The sequence below is a fragment of the Streptomyces sp. NPDC052107 genome (assembly GCF_040680215.1).
GTDB lineage: Bacteria > Actinomycetota > Actinomycetes > Streptomycetales > Streptomycetaceae > Streptomyces.
Genome location: NZ_JBFAWG010000039.1, coordinates 1 through 21,712 on the forward strand (window position 1 = coordinate 1; position 21,712 = coordinate 21,712).

At 68.8% G+C, this 21,712-nt stretch carries 18 protein-coding genes; 13 read left to right on the plus strand and 5 right to left on the minus strand.

Features of this window, described 5'->3' with window-relative positions:
* The first annotated feature begins 383 nt into the window (after nt 1-383).
* On the plus strand, nt 384-1,163 hold the full coding sequence (locus AB0M27_RS30465; protein ID WP_365726280.1) for a hypothetical protein: 780 nt from the start codon (nt 384-386) through the stop codon (nt 1,161-1,163).
* Nucleotides 1,163-1,306 carry a hypothetical protein gene (locus AB0M27_RS30470; RefSeq protein WP_365726282.1) on the plus strand — a complete coding sequence of 48 codons (144 nt, stop codon included), beginning with the start codon at nt 1,163-1,165 and terminating at the stop codon, nt 1,304-1,306. The genes AB0M27_RS30465 and AB0M27_RS30470 overlap by 1 nt, the downstream gene beginning before the upstream one ends.
* A gap of 111 nt (nt 1,307-1,417) precedes the next feature.
* On the opposite strand, the gene AB0M27_RS30475 is transcribed toward AB0M27_RS30470, so the two are convergent.
* The gene (locus tag AB0M27_RS30475; protein ID WP_365726284.1) at nt 1,418-2,665 is read right to left on the minus strand and encodes a pentapeptide repeat-containing protein; all 1,248 of its coding nucleotides are present in this window, start codon (nt 2,663-2,665) and stop codon (nt 1,418-1,420) included.
* Between the two features lie 349 nt (nt 2,666-3,014).
* Here AB0M27_RS30475 and AB0M27_RS30480 point away from each other — a divergent pair, with 349 nt between their 5' ends.
* Nucleotides 3,015-3,179, plus strand: coding sequence for a hypothetical protein (locus AB0M27_RS30480; RefSeq protein WP_365726286.1), 165 nt, complete (start codon nt 3,015-3,017; stop codon nt 3,177-3,179).
* Between the two features lie 195 nt (nt 3,180-3,374).
* On the opposite strand, the gene AB0M27_RS30485 is transcribed toward AB0M27_RS30480, so the two are convergent.
* The 3 genes from AB0M27_RS30485 to AB0M27_RS30495 all read right to left on the minus strand — a co-directional run bounded on the left by AB0M27_RS30485 (nt 3,375) and on the right by AB0M27_RS30495 (nt 4,738).
* Nucleotides 3,375-4,238, minus strand: a complete 864-nt coding sequence (locus AB0M27_RS30485) for an RNA polymerase sigma factor (protein ID WP_365726288.1) — start codon at nt 4,236-4,238, stop codon at nt 3,375-3,377.
* Nucleotides 4,231-4,425 (minus strand): hypothetical protein, encoded by a 195-nt coding sequence (locus AB0M27_RS30490; protein ID WP_365726290.1) that lies wholly within the window; start codon nt 4,423-4,425, stop codon nt 4,231-4,233. Before AB0M27_RS30490 ends, AB0M27_RS30485 begins: the two co-directional genes overlap by 8 nt.
* Before the next feature lie 184 nt (nt 4,426-4,609).
* Nucleotides 4,610-4,738, minus strand: coding sequence for a hypothetical protein (locus tag AB0M27_RS30495; RefSeq protein WP_365726291.1), 129 nt, complete (start codon nt 4,736-4,738; stop codon nt 4,610-4,612).
* Between the two features lie 474 nt (nt 4,739-5,212).
* Here AB0M27_RS30495 and AB0M27_RS30500 point away from each other — a divergent pair, with 474 nt between their 5' ends.
* From AB0M27_RS30500 to AB0M27_RS30540, 9 genes are all read left to right on the plus strand, one after another.
* Nucleotides 5,213-5,953 carry a class I SAM-dependent methyltransferase gene (locus AB0M27_RS30500; protein ID WP_365726293.1) on the plus strand — a complete coding sequence of 247 codons (741 nt, stop codon included), beginning with the start codon at nt 5,213-5,215 and terminating at the stop codon, nt 5,951-5,953.
* Nucleotides 5,950-8,607 (plus strand): SUMF1/EgtB/PvdO family nonheme iron enzyme, encoded by a 2,658-nt coding sequence (locus AB0M27_RS30505; RefSeq protein ID WP_365726295.1) that lies wholly within the window; start codon nt 5,950-5,952, stop codon nt 8,605-8,607. Before AB0M27_RS30500 ends, AB0M27_RS30505 begins: the two co-directional genes overlap by 4 nt.
* The gene (locus AB0M27_RS30510) at nt 8,604-8,870 is read left to right on the plus strand and encodes a hypothetical protein (RefSeq protein WP_365726298.1); all 267 of its coding nucleotides are present in this window, start codon (nt 8,604-8,606) and stop codon (nt 8,868-8,870) included. The genes AB0M27_RS30505 and AB0M27_RS30510 overlap by 4 nt, the downstream gene beginning before the upstream one ends.
* 11 nt (nt 8,871-8,881) lie before the next feature.
* A complete protein-coding gene (locus AB0M27_RS30515; RefSeq protein ID WP_365726300.1) occupies nt 8,882-10,150 on the plus strand; it encodes a hypothetical protein in 1,269 nt (422 codons plus the stop codon).
* 312 nt (nt 10,151-10,462) lie between these two features.
* Entirely contained in the window at nt 10,463-11,713 is a 1,251-nt protein-coding gene (locus tag AB0M27_RS30520) for a helix-turn-helix transcriptional regulator (protein ID WP_365726352.1), read from the plus strand.
* Nucleotides 11,714-11,836: 123 nt separating this feature from the next.
* On the plus strand, nt 11,837-12,046 hold the full coding sequence (locus AB0M27_RS30525; RefSeq protein ID WP_365726302.1) for a hypothetical protein: 210 nt from the start codon (nt 11,837-11,839) through the stop codon (nt 12,044-12,046).
* Complete coding sequence (locus tag AB0M27_RS30530; protein ID WP_365726304.1) at nt 12,043-12,558, plus strand: DUF6415 family natural product biosynthesis protein; 516 nt, start codon at nt 12,043-12,045, stop codon at nt 12,556-12,558. The genes AB0M27_RS30525 and AB0M27_RS30530 overlap by 4 nt, the downstream gene beginning before the upstream one ends.
* A gap of 197 nt (nt 12,559-12,755) precedes the next feature.
* On the plus strand, nt 12,756-13,424 hold the full coding sequence (locus tag AB0M27_RS30535; protein WP_365726306.1) for a hypothetical protein: 669 nt from the start codon (nt 12,756-12,758) through the stop codon (nt 13,422-13,424).
* Nucleotides 13,425-14,406: 982 nt separating this feature from the next.
* Nucleotides 14,407-17,424, plus strand: coding sequence for an ADP-ribosylglycohydrolase family protein (locus AB0M27_RS30540; protein ID WP_365726308.1), 3,018 nt, complete (start codon nt 14,407-14,409; stop codon nt 17,422-17,424).
* 445 nt (nt 17,425-17,869) lie between these two features.
* Here AB0M27_RS30540 and AB0M27_RS30545 read toward each other — a convergent pair whose 3' ends face one another.
* Entirely contained in the window at nt 17,870-18,823 is a 954-nt protein-coding gene (locus tag AB0M27_RS30545; protein WP_365726310.1) for a DUF6615 family protein, read from the minus strand.
* Nucleotides 18,824-19,040: 217 nt separating this feature from the next.
* Here AB0M27_RS30545 and AB0M27_RS30550 point away from each other — a divergent pair, with 217 nt between their 5' ends.
* Nucleotides 19,041-21,677 carry a hypothetical protein gene (locus tag AB0M27_RS30550; RefSeq protein WP_365726312.1) on the plus strand — a complete coding sequence of 879 codons (2,637 nt, stop codon included), beginning with the start codon at nt 19,041-19,043 and terminating at the stop codon, nt 21,675-21,677.
* The last annotated feature ends 35 nt before the right edge of the window (nt 21,678-21,712 follow it).

Genomic DNA, 21,712 nt, shown 5'->3' on the forward strand with positions numbered 1-21,712 from the left:
TGTGCACCTTGGGCGAGCAGGCCCCCAAGAACAAGCCAATGAGCAGCACCGACGACACGGTGCGAGCAGCGGACCCCATGACGGACCTCTCACAATTGCAGTAGTTGAGCAGATGCTGCCCCACCAAGCTGCTGCTCCACCGCGCGGGGTCCGGCGCGAAGGCGCACTTCGTCCTGCACGGCGACGACGGACCGGGCATCTCTCGCAGCTGAACGTCCGGTTCCCGGTAAGCGGGACTTACCGGGAGCCAGAAGAGGGATCGACGGACACCCCCGATGTGCTGGGGGACAGCTTTTCAAAAAAGGTTGGGGGGCAACGAGCTTTGGCTGCCGTACGAGATGGCGCGACTACAACAGTGAGAGCGAGACGGAGAGTTGCCTCAGATGACGACCAGCATAAGGATCACCCGTCGGCAGCGTGACGAGAGCCACACCGATGAGGTGGTGCCGGCAGCGCTGCGGTCCGAACAGGAACTGTTGGAGAGGCTGCGCGCGGCCGACTTCGAGGGGCCGCTGGCTCGGCACCTGGAGGCTGACCTGTGGCGGTACGGCTGGAACTGCCTGCGAAAGTGGATGAAGGACGGCACGATCGTCGTGCGCTGCCATACCAGGGACGTGCGGCTGAAATACCTCGACCAAGAGGTGACCGAGTTGCAGCGCAGTGCGGAGCTGCGCGAGGAGCTGGCCGCCGCTGCGGTGGCGGAAGCGGTCATGTACTTCATGGACTACAGCCTCAAGCGCGGGTACTGGAAGCCTCACAAGGGCGCGAGCATGCGCACCTACTTCATCAACGACTGCCTGTACAAGTTCCGGGACGCCTTCAACGCCTGGGCCCGGCCGCGCCGGCGGCAGATGGAGGCGCTGGCCGACACCGTCCTCGATCTGGGGCGGGCACAAGGCAGCTTCGAGGAGCAGGCCGAGCTCCGCGACGCGGTCCGGCGGGTCCTACAGCGCTCACCCGCGGAAGCCGTCGCCATCGCGGCACTGCTCTACCGCGGGCCATGCACGCAGAAGGAGATCGGTGCCCAGCTGAACCTGTCCGTGCGCTCCGTGGAGGGTTACTTGCGCCGCATGCGAAGTCTCGGCAGAGAGATGCAACGACGCGGCGACATCGAGCTTCCCCCCAGCATCTGCTCCGTCCGTGCCGCCAGGGGCTGCCGCTGATGAACGGCGTCGACACCCGAACTGCCCTACTACTGATCGTGGGCTGCATCGGCACCTACATCGCGTTCCTGCATCCCGCCGTCGGCGTCGCCCTGCTCGTGGGAATCGCCGCCATGACGGCCCTGCACATGCTCATGAAGTGACACAACCTCGGCGTCACTGTTACCAAGGTGACCGTGACGCCGGTAGGTCGCTTGCTTGGCCTTGTCGTCATCTGAGCGGACGGCATGGTCGTTCTGTGATCGAGAGGCGGATCAGCCGGACCAGGCCAGCGGCAGAACTACCCCCGTCCGCATGGGGCCCCCGCTCAGCGGAACCAGGCCAGACGGTGCTGGACCGGTGGCGTTAGTGAAGTCGACCGTGCCACCGGAGAACGTCGTCCCCGTGAAGTCGACCGTGCCACCGGAGAACGTCGTCCCCGTGAAGTCGACCGTGCCACCGGAGAACGTCGTCCCCGTGAAGTCGACCGTGCCGCCGGAGAACGTCGCTTGCCCAAAGCTGACCGTACTGCCGGAGAACGTCGACATGCCGAAGTGGACCGAACTGCCGGAGAACGTCGACACGCCGAAGCTGACCATGCCGCCGGAGAACGTCGACATGCCGAAGCTGACCATGCCGCCGGAGAACGTCGAGCTGTCAAAGTGGAACCTGCTGCCGGAGAACGTCGACATGTCGAAGTAGACCGAACTGCCGGAGAACGTCGTCCTCGCGAAGTAGGCCGTGCCGCCGGAGAACGTCGTCCCCGTGAAGATGACCGTGCCGCCGGAGAACGTCGCCCCCGTGAAGTTGACCGGTCTGCCGGAGAACGTCACCCCTACGAAGCTGACTGTGCCGCCGGAGAAGACCGCGTTGGAGAAGTCTCCGCCGTCGAAGGTGACGTCGGTGAAGTCAAAGTCGTGACCCTGCCAAGAGTGCGGGTGAACAGACGTCAGACGAAGATGGTCGCGGATGAGGCGGACGATGGTGTGCCGGACTTCCCGCACGGCTAGGCAGGTGTGCCGGGCCTCGACGTCGCCCTCCGGCAGGGCGTCCTCGGCGGTGTAGGGCAGCCGAAGGTAGGCGCACAGGACATCGATGCAGGTCTGGCGTAGGTCGCGAGTGGGGGCGTCGTCGGCGAGGCCGGCCAGGGCGTGCACGCCACCAAGGCGGACCGCGGCGGAGTCGTGGCCGAGCTGGGCGACGGCCGCAGTGAAGCGTTCCGTGTGCAGGCGGGTGGCCTCACGCAGGGCGCCGTCCTCGTCCACGCGCTGGCGTCGGTAGGCGACGACCAGGGCGACCAGGGCGCCGGCCCCGGCGACCACCCCGAACGACAGCTTCACCAAGTCGAACAGCGTCTTGGCGTCGATGCGGTGCTCGGGCTTCAGCCCGCGTGCACCGAGCAGGTCCCACCCGGTGTAGAAGACGGTGGCGGCCACGAGCACCGCGGCGGTAAAGGCCAGGACGAGCACGGTGCCGACCGGCCACAAGCGCAGGCCGCGCCGTTCCGTCCGGCGCCGGAACATAGGTACTCCCATACCCGATCATGACTGTTATGGGCCCGCGCCGGTTGCAGCTGTCGCGCCTGCCTGACGGTGAACGGCTCAAGTGCCGTCGTTTGGAGCCCGGATAAGTGAGCGATGGCAAACAAGTACGAGGCACGCTGTTCAGCGACCGATCCCGAGCGGTACTCTCTGCCTTTCAGGCCAGCTCAGCAGACGCGCCAGAGCAATTGGCCAGCAAGTGGGCGGATCGACCGCCATTTGACCTCTGAGACTCGCGTAGGCGCGCAACGGAGTCCTCAGCTCGACCACTTCAGCAGGTGGACGGACTGAGGCTGCCCACCGCCAGTCTGACCGCCGGGAAGGTCAACTGGTGGACTGGAACGCCATCACTCTCACGGTCCTCGCTGTTTTCGGCGTGCTGAGTCTGTTCGTTACGTTGCTCACTCAGCTCGTCAATCAGCTTCCTGATCTCATCAAGGCTGCACGTAGGGCGCTGTCCGCATTGAAGCCTGGCGATGACGACACCGCGGACTAAGCGTCAAGGCTGACCTATCCCTTGACTGCTTTGGCTGCAGCGGCGCGCGTACAGTCACCGCTGCAGCCGCGCGGTGGACATGGGGAGCTTATCCGGGATTCATGATCGAGGGCGGCCGGAGAACACGACGGACTCACCGAACAGGCCCGCAGCGGCCACGCCCTGCTCGGTGATCAGCGGTCGCGTCCCGCCCGGTTACAGCCCGCCCTCGCTTGAAAGGGGATCCGGCGGATACGACTCCCACGGCGGCGACGATGTGCCCGTCGCGTCCGGGCGGGCACTCCTCCACTCTTCTCCTTCTGCCCTGGGGGTGGGCGCGGGTGGGCGCGGAAGCCGTACGGGCCTCTGCCACAACCTGAACGCGAGCACCGCGGTGAGCACGGTCGCCGCCACCAACCACCACTGCCACGGCACTGACGACAGCGCCTTCCCCACATCGCCGCCCGCGGAGGGGTCGATGGGCAGCGGGCCCGACCGCAGCCACTGCCCGCCGCGGCCGACCAGCGCCACGGTGCAGCCGACCAGCACCACGGCCAGGGCGCCCAGGGTCACCCTCAGCGTGACGACCGCCCGGGAGACATGGGTGGCCACCGTCCCCGGCGCCGACCCCATCGCCTGGGCCGTATCCGCCTGGGTGAATCCGAGCACCTTGGTGCAGAACACCGCCGTGCGCTGCTGCGGCGGCAGCGCGCTCAGCGCCGCCTGCACGTCCAGGCGCCGGTCGGCGGCGCCGCACGGGTCGACGGCGGGGCCGGCGGCCTCCAGCTGTACGTCCGCGTCTCTGCACCCGTAGCCCAGGCCGGCGCGGTAGCGCTGGGCGGCGTGCCATGCCTCGTTCCTGATGACGGTGAAGACGTATGGGCGCAGCATCTCGACCGGCTCACTGCGGGCCAGCACGCTCGCCAGGGCGTTCTGCACCACGTCTTCGGCGTCCAGCCATGCCGGCGGGACGTCGAAGGCCCGCAGCCGCTTGCGGGCGTAGCCGACCAGCTGGCCGAACCGCTCGGCGACCAGGGCTTCAACCGCCTCGGCGTGCGGCGCCGTCTGCTGCTCAGTCATGCCGCCCCTGCCTCGCCGTGCGGCGCCCGCCGACCGCCCCGCGGCCCGACTCCCGCCGGGCGCGCGCCAGCTCGGCCTTGCCCTCCGCCCGGATGCGGAACGCGATGCTCTGCAGCACGCTGCTCAGCCCCGGCGCGCACACGACCACCAGGAACACGATGACGGCGCCAACGCCCGTACTCTCCATAGGAACCCCTTCAGTCTGCGGCCCTGAGCGCCTCACCCTGAAGCGGCGGCCGTACACCCCCTGACAGTCGTGCGGCGGCGGGATTCTTGACATGGCAGCCAAGATTTTTTGGAGGCCAGGTGCTGAGCCGGCCCGTAACTCCCGAAGGTGCCGCCCGGGGACATGGCGGTCTGTTCCTTAAAGTTCAGTAGTCCCTCGACCGCCCGTCGCGGTCGGGCAGGTGGACTCCGGAGAGGGCATCGAGAAGGTCGGCCTGGGCGGCGCGGATGTTCCCGGCCTGCGGGCCGGCGCCAAGGGTGCGGCGGGCTGTCACGCGGTCATCGTACGGGCGGACCTGGGGTTACAGCTGCGGTGCGGTGCCGAACTGCCCGGCTCACGACCGAACCCAGGGCACCGGCCGCGGCCCGGTGCTGGCCGCCAAGAGGCCGCCGCCGCATTCCGTCCCCCCGCTGGCGGAGCCCACCTGTACCGAGGCCGAACTCCCCACCGGACCGCGGAGAAGTGCGGTCGAGTATCGCGACACGCAGCGTCTTGACCCGCTCAGCGACCGCCACGACCGAGGCGTCCGTGCCCCCGAGCGGCAGACTGGCGTACTGCCGGACCAACTGGCCCATGCGCTGCAGACCGCCTGCGGCAAGTCGATCAAGCCCACAGCCGTCTGGTTACAGACTGTTGCCGCCAAAGTGCTCGCGATAACCTGCACCGTGCCCTGTGCGGCACAAACGGCGCGGTGAGGGGCACGAGGGGGATCGTGGAGCGGCGGAATGTGCGAGGACACTACGAGGAGTTGGCGGACGAGTACGACGAGCACTGGGTCTACGGCCCGGACTACGTTCCCTGGATGTCCGGCCAGATCGCCCAGGCTCTACGGCTGGGCCCCATGGACCGGATCGCCGACGTCGGCTCCGGGACAGGCCTGTTCGCCAGGGAAGTGGCCAAGCAAGTTGGGCCCCGTCACCCCATTTTGTGCGTCGATCCTTCCGAGGCGATGCTGCGCCAGCTCGGAACGCCGCCTCCGGCCGTCCTGACACCAATCGTTGCTTGCGCCGAGGACCTCGCCGAAGGACGCACCCGTCTGCCATACGAGCAGCTCGATGCGGTGTGGCTGAAGGAGTCAGTACACCACGTGGCCGACCCGGCGCACACGCTGCGTGGCCTGGCCGATCGGCTGGCGCCCGGAGGGCGGCTGCTGGTGGTGATGCTGCCGGCCAGCATCCAGTACCCGCTGTTCGAGGCGGCCCTTGCGCGGTTCGAGGAGCTGCAGCCCGACCCGGCCGTGATCGAGGGTCACTTGCGGGCGGCGGGGCTGGATGCCGGTCTCAGCTATGTCGAGCATGAGCTGCGCATCGACCGGGACAAGTACTTCGGCATGGTGCGCGCCCGCTACATGTCCCTGCTCTCTACCTTCAGCGACAGTGAGATCGAGAAGGGCATCGAGGAAATGCGTATGGCTCATCCGGAGCCTGTGCTGGTGTTTCCCGACCGGTTCGCGTTCATCCTCGGTCGGCGGCGTGGGGAGTGCGTGTGAGCACGCTGGTCGACGAACGGCTGCGGCGCCTGCGGAGTGAACTCGACGACCACTCGCGGATCGCTGATCGACTGGGGCTGGATCTGGAACGGCCGTTGCGGTCGCTCAATGACGGCTATCCCGAGAACGCGGTGGCGCTGGTCGGGAAACTGACCGAGAAACTCCTCAAGGAGTTGTGGCGCTACCACGGCGTCGAGGGCGACCCTTCGACGAAGGCCTTGAACGACCTGGTCAAGCGCTGTCGTCCGTACATTCGCAGCAGTACCGTGCTGGATGCGCTCGAGGACATTCGACGGCTTCGCAACCGGTCCACGCACGACGGGTACGACATCAGTGACGAGGACGGGCTGCTGGCGGTCCGCAGGCTCGTAGACGTACTGGTCTGGTTCACCGACACCGGGAGTGCAGCCCTACTCGGCGGTGAGCCCGACTTGGCGCCCGAGGTAGCGCGCCGCTGCGAGTTCCTTGCCGGGTTGTACGTCACCCTCGGATACCGGCAGGCCAAGCGGTTCGTCCTCAGTCCGGACACCGTCTACCAGCTGTTCTGCCGCGAGTCCGGGATGCGGCTGGAGTACGTGGAGCTCATGCTCTCCCGGGACGCCGACGACCTGAGCACTGTCCTTGCTTCCAGCGGAGGGGAGCTGTTACGCACCCGGCTGCCCAAGCTCACCCGGTTCGTCGTCCTGGACGACGAGGGCAGCGGTGCGGCGCCCGGCGCCCTCCATCGGATGCTGGGGCTAGACTTCCGGATAGTGCGTTACGACGGTTTCGTCGACACCATCGTCAACCTCGACGCTCACCTCGCCGGTCTCACCACCGCTGACCGTCCGAACGGGCGTAGGGCCGCTGTCACCGCGGCCGCGCTGACCACCGACCCGCGTACAGGCGAGTCGACGATGCAGCACTCCGGCGACGCGGCGAAACTGCTGACGCGCCTTGCACGCGGCAGCGCGAATGTCCTGGTCACCGGCCGTCCGGGGAGCGGCAAGAGCACGCTTCTTCGCTCGCTGGCCGCCAATCCAGAGATCCGCCGCTTCCGCTTCTACTTCGACCTCGGTCTCAAACCGAAGGACGAACCGTTCTCCGAGTACGCGGCCCGCCTCCTCGCGCCGGCCATGACGTCGGACCGCTCGCGTGCCTACGACCTCTTCCTCTACCTCATCCGCTCCGGGACCGCGCTGTGCGTGCTCGACGCCGTCGACGAGGGCGTCGAGGAACCAAGCCCTGCGGGTTTCTTGCGCCTGTTCACCGATCTCGCGGCCGTCCTGTCCGCCGAATCGGCTGTGGTCATGAGTTCACGGGTGTCCTTCCTCGCGGACTCGCCCCAGGTACGTCAACTACTGGACAGCGGCGCGGGCCGCTCCGAGCAACTGGTCGAGCAGATGTACGCCAATGGCCTCGACCCGTCCCGCGTGCCGCACTTCCATGTCGTACGCCTGGCCGAACCCGAGGCAACCCCTCTGGAGAAGCGCCTCACCACCGCGCTGGCCCTTCCCGTCGGCAAGCCCCTCGCGGACATCCTCGGCATCCACATCACGCGGACGCTGGCCGAGCGTGGACAATCCGATCTCGAACAGCGGCTTCCCGCCGCGTTCGGACACGCTTTCCTCTCCGACCGCACCGTTTTCTCCCTCCTCGACCTACACCGGCAGCTGGGGGCCGACGCCTTCCAAGACGGACGCCTCGATCTCGACGCCTGCGTCCTCGCCCCGCTGCTGCGGCCCGCCGGCCCCGATCACGTCGCCTTCGTACACACGGCTTACCAGGAACTCCTGGCCGCCAGGTTTCTTGCCGAGCCGTCGAACCGGCACTTGGCAGCGGACCTTCCCGGCGGCGCCTTCCTCACCGAGCAGGTGCGCGCATTCCTCGCCGGCATGTCCCGCACTCCGCAGAGCGACGACTGCGTGCTGCCCGCCGGGGCGTACCTGGTCGGGCCGGCCGAACGGCTGCTGATCCGCCGCGTCGAACATCCCGTACGCTTCGACCGCCATGCTGTGACCGTGGCGCGCTACCGCCGTTTCCTCGACGCCCTCAACGCCGACGGCACCTCGCAGTGGGACCACGCCGACCAGCCGGCCGGCATGACGCACCACCCCTGGACCGACCGGCTGACACGGTCCGACTACTACGAGAATCCGGGCTACGACGCCTACCCTGCCATCTGCGTCAACTGGTGGAGTGCCTACGCCTTCGCCGCGTTCGAGGGCAAGCGTCTGCCGACCTCCCTCGAATGGGAGGCCGCTGCGCGTGGCGGAGACGGACGGCTTTTCCCCTGGGGTGACACGCCCGACAGCGCCCTCGTCAACTGCGCGGACACGTGGGTGGGGCGGCCTGTCGTGACGTATCAGGCGTGGTACCGGGACTTCGCAGGCGACGCCGTCCGGCGGGCCGGGACGACCCGCGTCGACGAACGACCAGGCAACCGCTCCCCGTTCGATGTCATCGACATGGTGGGCAACTGCTGGGAGTGGACCTCCACCAGCCTGGACGACCCCGGCGAAGCCGTCATCTGCGGCGGCAGCTACGACAACCCGATGCGTGCGGTGCAGACCAGCACCAAAGGCATCTACCGCAAGCGCGGCGGGAGCAACGTGGTCGGCTTCCGCTGCGTGCAGGACATCGACCCCTCCCCGACCAAGGAGACGACAGCATGAGCGGCGGCGGGCCGCGCCACGGAACCATCGTCGACAGGCGCCCCAACGGCGGAGGACCAAGCGGTGCCATCGGCTCCTACGTCGTCCGGGACGACGAGGACGAGCGGTACTACACCTTCGACTACCGGCAGATCGTGAGCGAGGGGTTCCGGACCATCCGCACCGGCGAACGCGTCCGCTTCCATGTCAGCGCCCACAGCCCCGACCGGGCAGAGTTCGTCATTCGCCTCGATCAGCCCGACCCCGTCGAGTACTACCGGTGACCACCCACCAGATGCCGCTACTCGAGAACGTCACAGGGGCGCGCCAGGAGCTGACCGTCGTGCTGCCCGTGCGGCTGCTACGCGTTCCCAACTGGATGGAAGGTCCCTTTCCGTTCGAGCTGGGCAGCCGCCGTACCGACACCCGGACACGGTCCACCTACTTCGCCGCCGCCTCCGCGCGCGCACTCTACGGAGCACCAGGCCGGCCCCGTCGCTGGCATCTACCGCGTGACGTCAAACACGAGGGGATGCACCTGCTGGGCATGGAGCTGCTGCGGGCGTCCACCGCTCGCAACCAAGAACACGCCCTCGCCGTCCTGCACTTCAGCGTCGACAGGCCACTGCTGCCCGTGCTGCGAGCCCTGGCCGGGCGGCGACCGGATCCCGCGGACGACCCGCTCAGCGGGCCGTTCGATCCGGCCGTGCTGTTGGCCGGCATCGCCGACGTCCGCGACCCCGAAGCCCCCTTCGCCCTCGCCCGGCCCTACAGCATCGCCTTCCTGACCCCGACACAACACCACACTCCCGCCCTGCGCACCGGCCCCGAAGAGACCCTGCCCGCCACAGCGGACCGCTGGCTGTGGCAACTGGCCTCCCGCTCCACCCCGCACGACTTCCCCCTCCCCCCGGAGACAGCCGGCGAACAACTCAAGGACACCGTGAGAATCTCCGCGGACTGGAGCGCCCTGGTACTGCGTCAAGGGGCCGCCTTCCTCGGCCACCGACCCGACACCGGTACGGGCGACTTCTACGAGTTCGCAGCGCTGCACTCCCGCACCGTCTACCTCGACGCCCTGCTCCTTGGCACCCTCCAACGCGATCACATCGACGAGCTCACCGACGAACTCTCCGAGGTATTCAACTCGGCACAACTGGCACGCCGCGTCGCCACACTGGAGAGGAACATCGCCGTCTTCCGCAGCACCTACTGGCGACAACACCTCACCGCACACGGCGCAGCAAACGATCTCCTCCTCGCATTCCAAAACCAACACCGACTCCCCTCCCGCTTCAACGAGATCCTCGCCGAAGCAGCCGACTACAGCAGGCTCGTCCAGACACAGGAAAGCCAGCAGATCAGCGGAGCCCTGGGCGTCCTCACCATCCTCGGCCTACCCCTCGGCACCGCGCTGAGCATCCTGCAGGTCCTCGGCGACAACTCCGCGACACACCTACTCATCGCACTCGGACTATCCATCGCCGCCACAGCAGCCGCCCTCACCACACGCTACGGACGCCTGGTCCTGTCATCCCTGCGAGGCGGAAACGACACGACCTGACACCATGAAGGGTGGCGCCCACCGGACGGGCGGCTGAACGCCATCGCGGGAACGGAGCGTCGAGGACATCTGGAAGGCTCCGCGCCGCCAGCCGCCCCGAAAGGCGACCGCCACGTTCCCAAACTGCCTGCGGTCGGCCTCGCCCGCCGCCCGCGGCCCATATCACAACGAAAAGCGTCGTCGTGCACGAAACGCGCCATCCGACCCGCGCGATCACGTGCGGGTGAGGAGCGCCCGTAGGGAATCTCACCCGAGACCGGACCTGGCCCCTACCCTGGCAGTGACAAAGGTGCTAGGAGGGGCAAAGCCGTGATGTCTCAAGATGCATCCCCGGACCCGTTCGCTGACCCGCTGGTGTTCGGCCAACGCCTGCAGATCTTGCGCACACGCAGGGGTATGACCCGAGAACAGCTCGGTGGGCTGGTCGGCAAGTCCGGCTCATGGGTCAAGGGCGTCGAGACCGGTCGCCTGGGGACACCCAAGCTAGACATGATCCTACGCATCGCCGAAGTGCTGCGCGTGCGGGATCTGGCGGATCTCACCGGCAGCCAGTCCATGCACACCCACCTGTTCACCGGCCCCGGCCACCCACGGCTCCCCGCTGTGAAGGCTGCGGTCGATGCCTTTCCGGTGACCACGCAGCGCGCGGCGCCGCCGGCCGCGCACCTTCAGGCACGCCTTGCACGGGCCTGGTCGGCCAGACACTCGGCGCCGAACCACCGCGAGGTGATCGGAGCACTTCTGCCGGGCCTGATTGGCGATGCGCAGTTGGCCGTGCGGCAGGCCGAGACCGGCGCGGACCGTAGAGCTGCGCAAGCCGTGCTGGCCGAGGTCTATTCGCTGACCCAGTTCTTCGTGGCCTACCAGCCCGATGCTGCCTTGTTGTGGCGGGTGGCGGAGCGCGGGCTGGTCGCTGCGCAGGAGTCGGAGGACGCGCACGCGATCGGGGTTGCCGCCTGGCTGGCGGGCCAGGCGCACCGGGATGCGGGGCCAGGGCACTTTGAGGCTGCGGACGCGGTGAACCTCGAAACGCTTGCCTATCTTGGACCGCTCCTGCCCGAGGCTTCCCACGAGGTTCTCGCTATCACCGGTGCGCTGACCTTCGAGGCCGGATACACAGCGGCCCGGCGCGGTGAGACCGGCACGGCGTGGCGGTACTGGGACCAGGCACGTGAGATGGCAGTCCGGCTACCTGAGGACTACTACCACCCTGTCACCTCCTTCTCCCGGGCCATCATGGGCGCGCACGCCGTCACGGTGGCTGTGGAGCTCCACCAGGGCGGCGAGTCCGTGCGTCAGGCCGCTGCGGCAGATGCTGCCACAATCCCGTCCAGACCGCGCCGGGCCCGACATCGCATCGAGGAAGCCCGCGGTTACCACCTCGACGGACAACCGGACGCCGCGCTCGCCACGTTGAACCAAGCGCACGAGGCAGCCCCCGAGACGATCAAATACAACGGCTACGCAAAGCGAATCGTCCTCGAAGAAGCCGAGTCGAAGAACCCAGCACGGCGCCGACGGGCATCCCAACTCGCGGTAAAGCTGGGCCTCTTGGCTGCATGACGGTAAGGGGCACAATCTGTGCCCCTCCCCTCCCATCGCCGCTTCTACGGTCGAAGACCACAAGACCCCGGCGACCGCTCACGACGGTCCCGGGGCGTGGCCAACGCTGCAAGGAGCGTCGACATGACGAACGGTACTGCCCGCCCCCTGGAGCGCCCGACAAGCGCCAAAATGGTGCTCCGCGTCTACACCGTCACACGCGAAGGCATCGTGACGCCGCCGCGGGCCACCGTGACCGTGCCCTACGGATTCGAGCCCGCACGCGAGTTACTGAACACCCAACTGCCGCCCTGCGCGTGCCCCCTGCACCGCACGGCAGGTGCTGCCCGATGAACGCCATCCCGGGTGCGCAGGTTGGAACGCCGCCGGTGGACGTCGAAATGATGCGGGACAGCGTCGGCCGGCTGATCGGGCCGAGCTCCGTCTCGCCGGAAGGTGAGGAGCTGGCCGGGCTGACCGGTCTGCTGCGCGGCCACATGCAGTTGATCATCCCGGAGATCGAGCGAGCGGCCGGGAAGCTGCCGGAAGATGACGTGCCCCGGTACTGCGCGCTCGCGTGCGTCGGCGAGGCCCGCGCGAAGCTGCGGGCCACTGCCGGCACTGGGCCGCACCGGGCTGTGGCCCACGCCCGGAAACTGGCCCGCTCCCTCATGGCCTTGTGTGACCACTACGAGGCGCTGACCGGCGTGGAGATGTGCCTGGTGTGCGACAAGCCGATCAGAGACGGTGAGGACTCGGTGCCGTACGGCCAGGTCAGTGCCTCCGGTGGTGCCGCCTGCGCGGGCCGCATCCACGCGCGGTGTCCCGCACCGGACGCCGTCGCCGCCGCTGACGAGCGCTCCTGAGCCCCCGGCGACCAGGGCCCCGCGGACAGCAGATGGCCACTGGACGCCAGCCGGCTCGGGTCATGACACGTACGCGAGCTGGCCCCGCGGCTGGACGAACCGCATCAGGCGCTGGAACGCCTCCAGCGGCGCCACGGCGACTGCAGACCGCCCCCTCCACTCCCACCCGTAACCGCATACCTTTGGAAGATCAGCCGATGACCGCCCACCCCACCAGCCCTTCAAGCCCCATCATGAGCCGGCTCGTGCCCTACATCACCAGCCGCGAAGGCGAACACCCCGACTTGCTGTTATCGCTGCGCGGCACACACGGCCCCGACGGACGCCTGCAACTCGGCTACTGGGACGAACTCCGCGAGGACCGCGACCTGCGCGGCGTGCTGTGGGGCCGCTGTTCCCAAACGATCGGCGCCGACGACCTGCCCTCCGGCCGGCCGCAGTGGCGGATGGTCCACCCCTCCCGGCAACGCGAATGCATGGAGCAGCTGCGCTGCCAGGTCTGCGCCCAGAGCGCTCGTACCCGCCACGGCATCATCTTCCTCGCCGGACCGGGTGAGGTGCAGCCCGAGCAGGCGGTGGTGCGCACCGCGCAACCCCCGGTCTGCCTCAAGCACGCCCGCCCGGCCGCGGAGCAGTGTCCCCATCTCTGCGGCCGACCGACCGTGTTCCTGGTGCAGAGCGCACCGCTGTACGGAGTGATCGGCACCCCCTACCAGTACGGCAACGGAGGGCTCCAGGCGCTGCCCGCCACCGACCAGCCACTGCCCTACGGACATCCGGGACTGCGCTGGTACCTCGCCTCACAGATGGTCCGCAGGCTCCGCGCCTACACCGTCATCACCCTGGGCGACCTCCCCGACCCCTGACCCCGTAACTCCTCAAGTCCCCGTCCCTTGCCTGAGCGTTCCCCCGACGCAAAGGCAGGGACGGGTCCCCACCCTGGTGCCGGGCCGCCCCACCCCTCCCCCACGCGGCCCGGCACCAGGGCCCGACCACCAGCCGCCCGTCCGAGCCTGCACCCACCAAGTCCCTCGTACCTGCACGGGCTTTCGAACAATTTCTCCATGCCGGCCGCTGTGCCTGCCGCATCGCCGAGGATGCCGGTGAGCTGTGGCCCTCGGCGGCACCGCTCCCGGACGGGAAACGCCCGCCGCGGCGCGCCCTGCAACGGTCCGCGCTCTGTCGGCCACCGGCTCGTGGCCGATCGCCGCGGCTACGGCTGTTTGCGCGCTTACCTGCCGTGGTCGGGCTCGTGGGCTCGGGCCGACCAAACGTGTCCGGCTCGTGCGGCGAGCGGTGCGCAATGGCGACTGCGCAGCCCAACGGTCCGTAGCTCAGAAGGCTGCCCAACGGGCCTGCAGTCCTGTGCAGTCGGCGTGTGGCCCGTTGCGCACCCCGGGGGGCCGACGGCTGGTCGCAGAGCCGCGCAACCGGGCCGTCGCTCGATGGCGCCTGCGGCTGCGCCACGCCCGGGCCGGCTGCGGCTCTCCCCGTGTGGTGACCCGGCGGGTCAGCGCCGTGCAGCTCGTCGGCACGTCTTCTCACCGACGCAGGATGTTGGGCACGGATTGATCGTCGTCGCCGCTGTAGCGGCCCCCCGAACCGAATAACAGAGGCCCGCCCCACGACGTCCCCTCCGAGCGGATCCGCGGATCCACCCCACTATCGTCTAGTTGACGATAAGCGGGCTGTCGTGCCAAGCTGGCGCAGCGTCAACTCCGGAGATCGTTTCCTTCGGTATTCCGCTGTGCCCGCCCCGTCCCGGTTGTCTTCGATCGGGATCGCGCCTGTACACCACCGCCCGTCCGGCCCGCCCGCCGCGCGCCGCCGCACCCCAGGGAGGCCCCCATGGCCCGCGCACGCATCCCGAACCTCCGCCTGGACGCGCAGGGCCTCGACCGGGCCGCCGGGGTGCTGCTCGGCGCGGCCGTGGGCGATGCGTTGGGCGTGCCGTACGAGTTCCAGGCGATGCTTGGTGAGGACCAGCAACCGCAGATGATCGGCGGCGGCCTGGGACCGTATGAGCCCGGGGAGTACTCCGACGACACCCAGATGCAGGTCTGCATCGCCGAGGTGGCGGCAACCGGAGCCGATCTGCGTAGTCCCGAGGCCCTTGATGGGATCGCGGCCAACTTCCAGCGCTGGCTGGGCGAGGGCGCCAGCGATGTCGGCTCCCAGACCCGCGCCGTCCTGAGCGCCGCCGCCCGCACGCTCGGAGCGCCGGGGGCGGCGATGCTCGAGGCCGCCCGCAGTTTCACTGCCGGCAACGACCGCAGCGCAGGCAACGGCTCGTTGATGCGCACGGGGATCGTCGCCCTGGCCCACCTCGGCGACCCTGCCGCGATGGCAGAGGCGGCCACCGCGGTCAGCGCGCTCACGCACCCGGATCCCGACTGTGCTGATGCCTGCGTGCTGTGGTGCTCCGGCATCCGCACCGCGGTACTGGAAGGGACCTTCGACGGCGTGCGCGCAGGCCTGGACCTGCTCCCCGCAGAGCGCCAAGAGGTGTGGGCAAGGCGGCTGGACGAGGCGGAGGCCCATGCCCCGCACCATTTCTCCCACAACGGCTGGGTCGTCCACGCGCTCCAGGCCGCCTGGTCGGCGATCACCCGCACCCCGGTGCCCGAGCTGAGGCCCGCCGAGCGTAACTTCCCTGCCCAGCACATGCGTCGTGCCCTGGAAGCGGCGGTGCGCGCCGGAACGGATACCGACACCGTCGCGGCGATCGCGGGCGCGCTGCTCGGCGCGCGCTGGGGCTGCTCCGGCATCCCGCTTAAGTGGCAGCAGGCCGTGCACGGCTGGCCCGCTCTGACCGGGACCGACCTGGTCCGGCTCGCGGTGCTCACGGCCCGGGGCGGGCACGACGACGGCAGCGGCTGGCCCTCGGTTGCGCGGATGCCCCTCCCGCCCGTCCCTCCCTTCGCCATCCCCCACCCGCACGATCCTGGGGTGGTGCTGGGCAACCTGGCCCTGGCCCAGGGCGCCGAGCCGTTCGACGTCGATGCAGTGATATCGCTGTGCCGCATGGGCACGGACCCGATCCTGCCCGGCGCCGGCGTCGAGCACGCCCGGGTCTGGCTGGTGGACCGCGAAGGAGAGAACGCCAACCTCCACTACGTGGTGGACCAGGCCGCTCGTGAGGTGCTGCGGCTGCGCCGCGCAGGCAAGCGGGTCCTGCTCCACTGTGCCGCCGGCCAGAGCCGCACCCCGGCCGTCGCCGCCGTCTACAGCCACCTGGCCACCGGCCTCGACCCCAAAACCGCGCTGGCCGACCTGCGCCAGGTGCTGGTGGGCGGCTGGCAACTGCCGGCACACCCCGAACTCCACGACGCAGTACACGAGCTGACCACTGTGGCAGCCCCAGGCGGACAGACGGCCAGCCCACGGGTTGCGGCGGCTGATCCGGTCACGGCCGTACCGGCACCAGCCCCCGCTACCTCTCCAGGCAGCCGATCCGAAGCGGACGACAAGACCGACGATGATCCGAGTGAAAGCGCACAGGCCGACACGGCCGCGTTGACCGGGCCCGCCCCACAGAACCAAACGGATCCCACCCGATGGGTCACCGGGCCAGACGACGTCACACCCGAGCTGGCAGCCGCAGCCGAGGAGCACGAAGAGGCACAGCTGCGCAAAGCCACGAAGCTGATCTCGAGGGAGCGCGGGATCACCCCGCGGGACGATACCGCCGCCCGGCATGGCTCGCGGGAGTCGGATAGGGAGCGGGGCTCTGGCCGGGAACGGCCGAGGGCGTTCCCGGAGGAGAAGGGGGCACTGTCCCGCGTGCGCGGACTGCTGCTCGGACTGGCCATAGGAGACACGCTGGGCGCCGCCCGGGGCAAGCTGCCGGCCGACAGCCCGCTGCGGGCCGGGGTCTCCACCCAGCTGGCCTGCTTCACCGCCGAAGGCACGATCCGCGCGCTCGTGCGCGGCGCCCACAAAGGCATCTGCCATCCCCCGTCGGTGGTGTGGCACGCCTACTGCCGGTGGGCCGCCCTGCAAGGAATCGAGGTCGAGCGGATGCGGCAGCGCTGGGCCGGAGGCAGCATCGACACGGTGTGGCCCGACGGCTGGCTCGCCCAGGTGCCCGCGCTGGCCCAGCGACGCGGTTCCGCACCAGCGACCGTGGCCGCCCTATCCAAGATCGAGCAGGGCACCGTGGACAAGCCGACAACGACCAGCCGCGGCTGCCACGCCCTCACCCGCACCCTTCCCGCCGCTGTGGTCGGCGCCGCCTACGGCTGGGGTGACTCAGCCGAGTGGATACGCGAATTCGCCGCCCTCACCCACGGCGACCCAGCCGCACAGTCCGCAACAGCCCACGCAGCCGTGCTGATCAGCCACTGCCTGACCAGCCATCGCGAGACGCAAGCAGATGCGCCTGGCGGGAAGTCACAGGTACAGCAAGCCCTGAGAGACGGCCTCCATGCCCTCCCCGACGCCGACCCCCGCCTGACCGCCCCAGAACTCGAACGGCTCACCACGGCACTTGAGCAGGCCGACAACCATCCCGCGAACGCGGCACGGCTCGCACACCTCGCCCCGGACGCCACCGCACCCTCGGCGCTACGCGGCGCCCTGTATGCCGCCGCCTCGTTCCCAGACCGAGCCCACGTGGGCGCCGCACTGCGCTTCGCCGCCGCAGCACCCGACGGCGACTCAGTCGCCTGGGTGACCGGGGCACTGCTCGGAGCGGTACACGGCGTAGAGGCACTGCCCGTCGACCTCGTCAGCCGCCACGAACTGGCCTGGGTCCTCGACACCCTCGCCCGCGACCTCATCACCCAGCTCACCGAATCCCCCAGCGGCGACGGATACACCCGAGGCTGGGACCCACACTGGTGGGACCGCTACCCCGGCTGGTAACCCCCCGACCACCACCCCACCGGCTGCGTGACCACTGCCTCTCCAACACCCCGCACCCCCAACGTCGGTGATAGGCGCCGGTGCGTGAGCACTGCTTGGCTATCAATTGCCGAAGGCGGTCGCCCAGGAGGCCTTCTCCCAAACGACGGTCTCGGGGCATACGCCTTCGAGGTGGTTCAGGAGGGCGTCGACGGCGTCGTCGCCCACCCGGCTGGCAGCCGACGGAGAGTAGTCTCCGCTTCCAGAGCGGTGATCGCCCCCGTGCCGCCGATGGGTAGCAGCACGGCCTGATAGTCCCCGCGGCCGACGTTGCCGCTGCACAGCCCGATATGGGATGTGCCAGTTCCAGCATCAGCCCTTCGAATACCCAAGTAGCAGCCACACGTAGATCCAGCTTGCGGCCCTGCACAGAGCGGACGGCTTCCAGGCGGAGGAGCCACCCGAACTACACGCAGGCCACAGCCATGCCGGCCAAATCTCTGAACTCCGGGCCTTCAGGAAGGCGGCGCGTCTCCAACGCTTCACGTACGTACGGCGGCAGTGAGCGGCGCAGCCCCCGCAGAACGTGCGGGAAGTGGGGGCGCAGGTAATGGCCGCGGTCTTCCGGAAGCCCGCCGGTGAACACAGCGTCATCCAGGTCAAGGCGGGACTGTAGATGGTCCGTGGTCACGGCAAACTGGCGCGCTCGGTAGTCCGTCAGGATTTTCAGCAGTCGTCTGGCCACGAGTCGTGCTCCCTGCTGTGACCGTGTGAGGAGGTCTCGGACAGCATCGTCCCGCACTACGCCGGCATGGAACCACGGCTGCTCCTTCCACGTCGGTAGGTCTTCGAGCGGAACTGCGGCATGTAGGGATGCTGCGGCCAGGTCGTTCGGGTAGAGCCCATTGAGGTAAGCGGCCAGCATGGACGGCAGCACGCTGACGCCCGCTCGCGGGTGGTGCGTGCACACCACGCCACCATGGGCCTGATCGCACCACAAATCTCGCCGGTAGACTGCGTCGCCGCAGTACAAGGCATACACAGCAGGGACCTGCAGCAGATCCGAGGCTCGTATCAGAGATCCAAGCTGGTTACCATTGTTGTAGTTGTAGTCGATGTGCCAGCGCTGCCCCTTCTTCTTCAAATTCTTCGCCTGCACCAGCAATCCGAACGCCTCGTGAGACGCCGAATCCACGAACCACCACAGCCAGTCCGCCCCGACCCGGGATTCTTCATACCGGGTGAAAGACACGTACGACAGCTCTTGGTGCACCGCCATGAGCAGAAGATCCGTGGCCGTCTCCTCCGACCAGGTGACGTTGCCCTGGGAGAGCCACTTTGTTGTGAACGTGTCGACGGCCGTGCGACCGCGGACGAGTGCTGCGCGCACGCCTTGGGCCTGCTCTTGGGTGTCACTCACAGCAGTGGGTGTACCGCACAAAACGGTCCAGCAGAAGAGACTTGCAGCGCGGACGCCGCTGCTCGCAGCCGCGCGGCTTGGAGATTTGCCGGGGCCGGATCGGCGGGCTGCTGCCCCCGCAGCCGAGCCGCCCGCGCTCTTGGGTGTCAAATTCAAAGCGCCACACGCCAGGTTCCTGCCACTCTGTCCAGGACGGGATCTTCATGGGGGACCAACGATGACCGGCGAGCGGCTGCCCACCTCTGCACGGCACCGGCGAGTGCAATGGAAGCTCATCGACCGTGCTCTGATCCGCTTCTCCACGGAGTCGCTGCTGACGCTGCTCGAGGCGGCGCTTCTGTCGCCGACGTGCTCGCGCGTCCATGACCACCTGCTACTGCTTTGGACCCGCGTAGCCCGTTCGGCCCACCACGCTGGCGCCGTCGCGTCGGCCCGCGACCTGCCCATGCTGGTGCAAACGGCCGCGTTCGCCGCTCCTGGGCGTGGTGTGCTGACTGACCGCGAACCCAACGACCCTCGTGCGCGGGTCCGGTTCAAGGGCCTGCTGGTGCACCCTGGCGAGCTCGACCACCCCCTCTTGGTGTTGCGTAATGTGGAGCTCACCGGGCACGCCGCCGACGAGCAGCTGGTCGAAGAGGTCGGTTTTGGCCTGGGCGACGTTCTCGAACTTGCGCTGCGCTACAGCGACCGCCGTATACGAGAGCTGTTGCCGGCCTGGCCAGCCGCCGAAGAACAGGCCGTCACCGATCGGATCTCCTGCAGCGTTACGCAGGAGGAGGTCAACGCGGTTGCGGCTGCCGAGCGTGACTGCCTCGACGAAGTCGCCGACGGCTGTGCCCACCCGGAGCGCGCTCGGCGGGCGCTGGCGTGGCTGACCACGGACGTCGGCTCGTTGAAGCTGAGGTACTGCCCCACGGGGCGGTTGCTCGGGCCCGTGCTGGCGGTGCGCGCTCATGGCCGCCGGATCCCGGTACCAGCCAGCGAAGCCCTCGACGCCATCACCGCGTGCGCCGAACTGCTTCTCACCAAATCGGATCCTGGCCCCGAAGTCTCCAAGCATCTGCAGGACTTGACCGTGACCCGGGTCGCTGAGGTACTAGGCCTGTCGCAGGCTCCCCGTCCTGACCTTGTGTGCCGGATCAGCGGACCGTCGCTCCGCCTTGATGTCGCAATCGTCAGTGCTCTGGCCGGTGGGGAGCTGTCGGCGCGGCTGGAAGCGGCCCGCGCGGTCCTCGCGGAGGAGGCGGCTGCGGGACGGGAGCGTCTGGTGGTGTATGCCGGGCCTGGAGTGCTGGGACCCGAGGTGGTGACCGACACGCTCATGCTGCACGTGGAAGAGCTCGCCGAGATGCTCGCCGAGGCGGGCGGCGACCGGATGACCTTGGCACTGTTCGTGATGGAGATGACGTCTCATCCGGGAGTCGATGCCATTGCCTTCCACGATGCCCTGGATGCGTGGATCGCCTGGCGGCGGCTCGGCACACTGTTGCCGCCAGGGGCGCCGAGACAGGACGTCGCGGTGGTGCCCCCTCACGGCCTCGACGTCTCCTGGGAGCGCGCGGCCATCTGGTCACCGGTCGACCAGGTTCTCGAAGATGCTGGCCTGCCAGCCTCCCTGCACTGGACCGCGGTCAAACTTGTCGGCCTGCCGGCGGGCGCCGCTGGCAGGCAGGCCGACCTCCACCACTTTGGTACCCAGCCGATTTCCGTCGCCGTGGCCACCGCCCCGCCGCTCGCCGTCATGGTCCCGCCGAGTACGCCCGGCGAGGCGCTACTCGACCTACCCGCGCTCACAGGACTGGCGGACGCAGTGCGCACCACCATCACCGCTGACCCTGTGATCGCCGAGCACTTCACGCTGCCGGACGCCACTCCGTTTCTCCTGCAGCTGACCCAAACGTCACCCCTCCCAAACGACCCGCCCGACGACGAAGAGCCAAGCGTCGAGCCGCTGAGGGACGGCGTGCGTATCGCGGTCGCTGCCGACGCACAGCACGCCGTGATCAGCATCGTCCTCGACGCCGAGTTGCTGGCTACGTTCACAGGGAACGGCGGGCACGGTCACCAAGTAGTCGGCCGAGCGCTGCACCATCTGACCGCCGACGTCCGGCGAGCCCGAGGTGCCGACGACGGCGTCGACCTGCAGGAGTTCCTCCAGGCCTGGAATCGGGCACACCCCGTCCTGGCAATCGGCGGTTACGAGAACTTCTGGCCGGCTACAACGCCGCCGTATGACATCCCTGACGGCGTCCACGTGCAGGTTCGTGCGATGCGAACGGCCGCCGCGGCCATACGTCGCGCGGGTGTACCAGTGGGAACCTGGCGCGGCCCGGACGCATACAGACCTGGCGGCCCGGCCGAGCAGCTACTGCACGCGCTGGAGGACGCGCTGGCCGAGGAAGTACAGGGTCATGCTCCTGACCTGCTCACCGAGCTGGCCCGCCACTTGAATGCCGCCTGGTGCACGCGCGCCCGCGGTCACCAGGAGCTCCTGGTCAACCTCTCCGCGCCCTGGGCGGAAAACTGGACCGAGGAGGCACGCGACCGGCACACGAAAGGCGCGACAAGCACCTCCGCTCTGCATCTGCTGCTCCATCAAGCGATCGTCACCCCACCAGTCGGCACCCGACCCGCCGACCTCTTGGCTGTCGCCGACCTGGTCGCGCTGCCGAGCTGCTCCTGCACAGCGGGCTCACCGCCGTCGCCGGCAGCCGCCGGCTGCATGGCCTCCAGATCGAGATCGATGCGAGCGGCATGTACCGCATTGACGAATCCGACAACGACACTGGCGATCCCAGGTCGCACTGCTCAACGTGGGCTTCGACCAGGCGGCCTGGATACAGGCGCAGCATGAACACTGGCTCGCCGAGGCCCGGCGGAACCCCTTCG